Source organism: Streptomyces calidiresistens (genome assembly GCF_014141525.1).
In the GTDB taxonomy this organism is placed as follows: Bacteria; Actinomycetota; Actinomycetes; order Streptomycetales; family Streptomycetaceae; genus Streptomyces; species Streptomyces calidiresistens.
In genome coordinates this window covers 1-3395 of record NZ_VKHS01000618.1, presented here as the reverse complement: position 1 = coordinate 3395, position 3395 = coordinate 1, and the positions used below count along the sequence as shown (strand labels likewise).

6 protein-coding genes are annotated in these 3395 nt (G+C 71.3%); 3 read left to right on the top strand and 3 right to left on the bottom strand.

The genetic code is table 11. The features are described 5' to 3' along the window. Positions 1 to 309, bottom strand: a 309-nt coding sequence (locus tag FOE67_RS20505) for an ATP-binding protein (RefSeq protein WP_228474102.1), incomplete at its 3' end; no start/stop codon positions are given. A gap of 294 nt (positions 310 to 603) precedes the next feature. Between FOE67_RS20505 and FOE67_RS20500 the strand changes: the two genes are divergently transcribed. Genes FOE67_RS20500 through FOE67_RS20495 form a run of 3 tightly spaced genes read left to right on the top strand, consistent with a single transcriptional unit; the run spans position 604 to position 1841 of the window. After that, complete coding sequence (locus FOE67_RS20500; protein ID WP_182666315.1) at positions 604 to 1518, top strand: helix-turn-helix domain-containing protein; 915 nt, start codon at positions 604 to 606, stop codon at positions 1516 to 1518. After that, positions 1481 to 1609, top strand: coding sequence for a DUF397 domain-containing protein (locus FOE67_RS29555; RefSeq protein ID WP_323385149.1), 129 nt, complete (start codon positions 1481 to 1483; stop codon positions 1607 to 1609). Before FOE67_RS20500 ends, FOE67_RS29555 begins: the two co-directional genes overlap by 38 nt. Further along, a complete protein-coding gene (locus FOE67_RS20495) occupies positions 1593 to 1841 on the top strand; it encodes a DUF397 domain-containing protein (protein ID WP_182666313.1) in 249 nt (82 codons plus the stop codon). The genes FOE67_RS29555 and FOE67_RS20495 overlap by 17 nt, the downstream gene beginning before the upstream one ends. A gap of 133 nt (positions 1842 to 1974) precedes the next feature. On the opposite strand, the gene FOE67_RS20490 is transcribed toward FOE67_RS20495, so the two are convergent. Continuing rightward, positions 1975 to 2526 carry an EF-hand domain-containing protein gene (locus FOE67_RS20490; RefSeq protein WP_182666312.1) on the bottom strand — a complete coding sequence of 184 codons (552 nt, stop codon included), beginning with the start codon at positions 2524 to 2526 and terminating at the stop codon, positions 1975 to 1977. 233 nt (positions 2527 to 2759) lie between these two features. Further along, positions 2760 to 3155, bottom strand: coding sequence for a hypothetical protein (locus FOE67_RS20485; RefSeq protein WP_228474101.1), 396 nt, complete (start codon positions 3153 to 3155; stop codon positions 2760 to 2762). Between the last annotated feature and the right edge of the window lie 240 nt (positions 3156 to 3395).

Sequence of the window (3395 nt, the reverse complement as noted above, 5' to 3'; positions counted from 1 at the left end):
GGGCAGGCCGGGGACGGGCGGCGGCAGGACGGGCGAGGCATCGGTGACCTCGATCCGGACCCCACCGCGATCCTGGACGAGAACCAGGCGGAGACGGAACCCGTGGCCCGGGGCGCGGCCGGGGACCCGGGCGTGGCGGGCGGCGTTGGCGGCGAGTTCGCCCACCAGCAGCGCGACCGTGCCCGACACCTCGGAGGACGGCGGGAAGCCCTCGGCGGCGAGGTGCCCCACGGCGTATCGGCGGGCGGACCGGGCGCCCTCCGGGGTGGCGGGAAACGCCGCCGAGGCGGCCGGGCGCGACGGGAACACCGAGGCGCCGGTGGGTGAGTCGCGTTCGGTGAGGCTCGGCCCCGGGCCTGGTGAACCGGGCAGGATGCTCGTTCGCTCGTTCGGGTCATCTTCGGGTGACGGCATCGCCTTTGGCACGGAATTGGTCCTTCATGGGTGGTGCCGGTGCGCAGCGTGCGTGCGCGGTGACCTTCCGTCTTCAGGTTTCGGCAGGAAAGCCCGGGTGCGGAAGGGGAGAGGGCCTTACGCCCGGGCGCGTAAGCGCCGGGAGACGGGAGTGGAGTCATGGCGAAGGAGATCGACCCGCGTTCCTCGATGGCGGCGCTGTTCGGCGCCCGGGTGCGCAAACTCCGCACGGCGGCCGGGCTGACCCAGGCCGAGCTGGGTCGCCGGGCCTACGTGGTCGACTCGCGGATCACCCAGATCGAGCGGGCGTGCGGCGCCCGCCCCACGCTGGAACTCGCCCGCGCCCTGGACGAGATCCTCGGTGCGGACAGCCTGTTGACCGACCTGTGGCCGTACGTCTACCGCGAGACCTTCCCCGACTGGTCCCGGGCGTTCATGGAGTACTCGGCGAGGGCGGTGAGGATCCATCAATACGCCGCGCACGTGGTACCGGGTCTGTTGCAGACCCCCGACTACGCCAGGGCCGTGCTGAGCAGAGGGCGTTCGCTGCGCGATGAGGCGCACCTCAACGAACGGTTGACCGCCCGATTGCGACGCCAGGAACGCTTTCGGGAGCCGGACCAACCCGAGCTGTGGTTGGTGTTGGACGAAGCGGTGCTGCGACGTCCGGTCGGCGGACGGAAGGTCATGCGGGCTCAGTTGGAGCGCCTGTTGGAAGCGGCCCGCGATCCCCGGGTGACCTTGCAGGTCCTCCCTTTCGACCAGGGCGAACACGATTCCATGGGGGGCTCCCTCACGGTGTTGACCCTCCCGGATCGGACCGAGATCGCCTATACGGAAGGCGCGGATTACGGCCAACTCATCGAGGATCCGTCCGAGGTCGGCCTCTACTCGTTCCTCTACGATCGGTTGCGGGCAGTAGCTTTGCCGCCACTCATGTCACTCGACATGATCCGATCCGCGATGGAGGACGATCACAGTGGAGCGAGTTTCCCGTCCCGGTATCAGCGCCGGCGGTTGGCGCAAAAGCAGCTACAGCAATCAGGAGGGTGGCGATTGCGTCGAGGTGGCCGGCGGGATTCCGGGGGTGGTGCCGGTGCGTGACAGCAAGGCGCCGGCCGGTCCGGTCCTCGGTTTCGCCGCCCCCGCGTGGAGGGCTTTTCTCGGAGAGTTGAGCGATGACGCCAGGCGTTGAGGCGGGGAGTGGGGCCCTCGCCGGAGGGGTTCACCGGCCCGATCCGTGCAGTCCGGCGTGGCGCAAAAGCAGCTACAGCAATCAGGCGGGTGGCAATTGCGTCGAGGTGGCCGGCGGGGTTCCGGGGGTGGTGCCGGTGCGTGACAGCAAGGCGCCGGCCGGTCCGGTCCTCGGCTTCGCCGCCCCCGCCTGGACGGCCTTCGTCGGTGAGATGAAGAAGTCCCGCCGCTGAGTTCCGAGGACCCCGTCGGGGCGGGGTCCGGAAGAGGTGTGCGCACGGCGACGGCCGCCCGCCGGGTCCGGATCCCGGTGGACGGCCGTCGCGGGGCCCCGGCCAAAGCGGCGGGTGCCCGGAAGCAGTGGGGTCAGACGCGCCCGAAGAACATGCTGCCGGGGGCCTCCGGGTCGTGCGAGAGGAAGTGCTCGCGGACCGCGCGGATGAACTCGTGGCGCGAGATCATGCCGTCCCCGTCGGTGTCCAGCCGGGTGAACATCTCCATGGCGTCGGGGGTCTCGCTCATCCGCACGTCCCGCAGGAAGCGGACGAACTCGTCCCTGCCGATCTCGTTGTCACCGTTCACGTCGAGGACATCGAAGATCGCGTGACCGCCGCCCTCGGTCACGTTGAGCCGGCTGGTGTCGACGACCGCGAGGCGGTTGGCCATGACGAACTGGTCCTTCGTCAGCCGGTCCGAGTCCACGCCCGCGTGACGCAGCAGCTCCAGCCAGTAGATCTGGTAGAAGGTCTGGAGCGCCCGGGCCCGGCGGTCGTTCCGGTCGAGGCGGTAGGCCTGGATGTAGCGGTCGGCGAGCTGCTGGTAGTCCGTCCAGTCCAGGTGTCCGTCGTGGTTGGCGTCCATGGCGTCGAACTCGCGCTCGAGCTTGAGGGTGATGACGTCCTGCGCGGTGGTGGTCATGGGCCGGGTCCTTCCGTGGGTCCGTCTCGCGGCTCCCCCAGCATCGGGACGGAATCCCCCGGATCGGGGATCGGCCACGTCCATGTCACCCGATGTGGTGCTCGTCCTCGTCCGTTGGGCCCACATCGCATGCCGATGACCCGGCACCGGGACGGGGCTCCCGCAGGTCGAAGAGGAGGCGCACACGGCCGAATTGGCCGGGCGCGCCCCCCGGGGCCGGTCGCGGCCCGACCTCACCCGGCCCGGTTCGGGCGCCGTTCGGCGGCCAGGACCGCCAGGGAGACCAGCGCGGCGGCGGTGGTGCCGGCGGCCATGACGCCGCCCCGCGACCGCCGGGACATCACCGAGCGGGACGAGCGGGCGGAGAGCAGCGAGGCGGTGCTCAGCCAGGACCCGACCGACAGGATCGACAGCGCGGAACCGACGGAGCCCACCGACAGGAACGACCCCACCGACCCGATGGACAGCGCCGAGCCGGTGGATCCGATCGAGAGCACGGAATCCCTGGACCACAGGGAGAGCACCGAGTCCGTGGAGCCGACGGAGAGCACGGAATCGCGGGAGCGGACGGATCGGACGGAGTCGATGCTTCCGGAGCGACGGGCATCGGCGCGCGAGGGTTTCGACATGACGCCATCGTGCCCCCGGGGGCCGGTTCGCGCAGCCCGGCGCGAGCCCCTCGCGTGCGTGTCCCGCCGGGGCGGGAGGATGGTCGGGGTCGGGAGGGTCCCGGCGGGAGAGGGAGCGGCATGGCGGCGGACGGCATCGCGATCGGACCGGCGGCCCGGGCGGCGGACGCCCCCGTGCGGGCGAACGAGCCGGGTCTGGAGGAGCTGCGCGGGCGGGTCGCGGAGGCGGTGCGCGAGGGC

Excerpts from the sequence above, each read along its gene's own strand:
- FOE67_RS20500 (WP_182666315.1), top strand. The coding sequence starts at position 604 with ATGGCGGCGCTGTTCGGCGCCCGGGTGCGCAAACTCCGCACGGCGGCC.
- FOE67_RS20495 (WP_182666313.1), top strand. The coding sequence starts at position 1,593 with ATGACGCCAGGCGTTGAGGCGGGGAGTGGGGCCCTCGCCGGAGGGGTT.
- FOE67_RS20490 (WP_182666312.1), bottom strand. The coding sequence starts at position 2,526 with ATGACCACCACCGCGCAGGACGTCATCACCCTCAAGCTCGAGCGCGAG.
- FOE67_RS20485 (WP_228474101.1), bottom strand. The coding sequence starts at position 3,155 with ATGTCGAAACCCTCGCGCGCCGATGCCCGTCGCTCCGGAAGCATCGAC.